The organism is Arthrobacter sp. Hiyo1 (genome assembly GCF_001263615.2).
Classification (GTDB): domain Bacteria; phylum Actinomycetota; class Actinomycetes; order Actinomycetales; family Micrococcaceae; genus Arthrobacter.
In genome coordinates, this window is record NZ_DF952468.1 from 689,081 (window position 1) to 691,252 (window position 2,172).

At 59.8% G+C, this 2,172-nt stretch carries 3 protein-coding genes and 1 other RNA gene; 3 read left to right on the forward strand and 1 reads right to left on the reverse strand.

The annotated features are described in order from the left end of the window. The 3 genes from AHiyo1_RS26110 to ssrA all read left to right on the forward strand — a co-directional run. On the forward strand, positions 1–476 hold a 476-nt coding region (locus AHiyo1_RS26110; protein WP_253257132.1), incomplete at its 5' end, for a M23 family metallopeptidase. Positions 477–540: 64 nt separating this feature from the next. Beyond that, the gene (smpB, locus tag AHiyo1_RS03045; protein WP_028264808.1) at positions 541–1,011 is read left to right on the forward strand and encodes an SsrA-binding protein SmpB; all 471 of its coding nucleotides are present in this window, start codon (positions 541–543) and stop codon (positions 1,009–1,011) included. A gap of 147 nt (positions 1,012–1,158) precedes the next feature. After that, positions 1,159–1,527, forward strand: a transfer-messenger RNA (tmRNA) gene (ssrA, locus tag AHiyo1_RS03050). A 130-nt stretch (positions 1,528–1,657) separates the two neighbouring features. Here ssrA and AHiyo1_RS03055 read toward each other — a convergent pair. Continuing rightward, on the reverse strand, positions 1,658–2,172 hold a 515-nt coding region (locus AHiyo1_RS03055; protein WP_216363124.1), incomplete at its 5' end, for a hypothetical protein.

Here is a 2,172-nt window from a genome sequence, read left to right on the forward strand (position 1 = left end):
AAAACCAGGCAGCCCCGCAGCCTTTTGTCCCACCGGCGAGCAACCCGCGCTCGAACTTCGGCCTGATTCACCCGGTGCCTGCGAACATCCCGATCACGTCAGGCTTCGGTTGGCGTGCGACGCCGCCTGGAACCATCGATTTCTACGGCCAGGGCGGCTATATGCACACGGGCATCGACTTCGGTGCCCCCTGCGGAACGCCGGTATACGCAGCCGCTGCAGGCACGGTGTTTTCTGCAGGTTGGGGCAACGACGGCGGTGGCAACCGTGTCAAGATATCGCACGGAGTCATCAATGGTGATTCCCTGACCACGGTTTACTACCACAACACCAGCGTGGTGGTTTCCTCCGGACAGCAAGTGAGTCAAGGTCAGCTCATTGCCTATTCAGGTACCACGGGTAACTCCACCGGTTGCCACGTGCACTTTGAAACCTGGGTTAATGGGCAGGCTGTTGACCCGATGAACCTTTTGTAGCCCACACGACAGGGATCTGCTGGCGTAGACTAGTGTGATTCTTCGACAACCAAGGAGTTCTACCGTGCCCAAGGAAAGTGGCCGTAAGGTAGTGGCCACCAATCGCAAGGCTCGGCATGACTACCACATATTGGATACCTATGAGGCCGGCATTGCCCTCATGGGAACCGAAGTAAAGTCCCTGCGTGAAGGCCATGCATCGATGGTCGACGGTTTCTGCACCTTCTACAATGACGAGTTGTGGATGGAGGGCATCCATATCCCTGAGTACAACCAGGGGAGCTGGACCAACCACGCCGCGCGCCGCCGTCGGAAGCTGTTGCTTCACCGCGAGGAACTCAACAAGATCTCCGGCAAGATCCGCGAGACCGGGCTGACCGTAGTGCCGCTCCAGCTGTACTTCCTGGATGGACGCGCCAAAGTCGAGATCGCCTTGGCTCGAGGCAAGAAAGATTACGACAAGCGGCAGACCCTGCGTGAGCAGCAGGACAAGCGCGAATCGCTCCGCGAACTGCGCGAGCGCAACCGCCGTTGATTTCCCCCAGGCCGCCACGCGGGTAGGCAGCCAAGGCGTGTCCCGGAATGTTCGGGTGCCGCGATGCGTTATGATGATTAACCCGGCAGGTTTTTAGGTGGTCGTTTTCGGGCGGTCGTTGTCCTGCGGGGATTGATAACAAAATACGGGGATGATCGGTTTCGACGATGTTAGTCGCGACAGGTGAAGCGGGCCGAGGATGCAGAATTATCTCGTAAACGCTGTCTGCAAACCAATAAGTGCCAATTCTAAGCGCACTGACTTCGCTCTTGCTGCCTAAGCAGTAAGACAGTCCGTCAGCCCGAGGTTGCTATTGCCCCGGATCCTGGCGTCATTTAGATAGCCACTGCTGTTTGCCTTCGTCATCGAGGCAAGCGGGACTCTTAGATGACTGGGCCCGGATCAGCTACTTGTTCGCAGGATAGCTGGGGCCGAGAAAGTCCGACGCGAACTGCGCCCGGAGAAGCCCTGACAACACGACATCGGACGGGGGTTCAATTCCCCCCATCTCCACTTTTTGTGATGAGTCGAGACATCCCTCATGGATGAGTCGGGTCATCGGTAACACCCCGGTCTTCGGACCGGGGTGTTTTTCTTTGCCCGCGGGAGCATCAGACCACGATGGCCGGCCGTTGCCCGGGTATGTTCACCCGCACCAACTGGGGAGGAAACCGGGAACGCTTTTCACGACAGTGCCCGATTTCAAGTCCACGAGGTCTGTCCGCATGGGAGTCGGTTCGGGGCGGACCGGGTATTGGTCGCCCGCATATTGGGGTGCCGCTGTTTCGACGGCGAGGTAATCGCTGGCCGGTGAGACACAGGTGTCCAGGATGCGCGACCAGGCAGCGTCAGGCCGGTAGAGCACGCGCGATCCGTTCCGGTCGGTGAGATTGACCAATGAGGTCTCCTTTCCGGCGTCGAACTTTCTCACCACCTGCGCAAACTGCCCCGAACCGTCGAGGATCACGGGCTGGCCCACGGTGGTCGTGGCGCTTTGGTTGTTCTCCGGGGCGGCGCCTCCCGCGAGGGTCGCCGGCGTGAGCGCACCGTTGGAGAGATTGATGGTCGAATACCGTGGCGGGTCGACGCCCACCTTCAGCCCCGGGTCGCTCACCGCAAGCTCGTTCGTCCCGGGGAATCCGAGGATTCCGGCATGCGTGC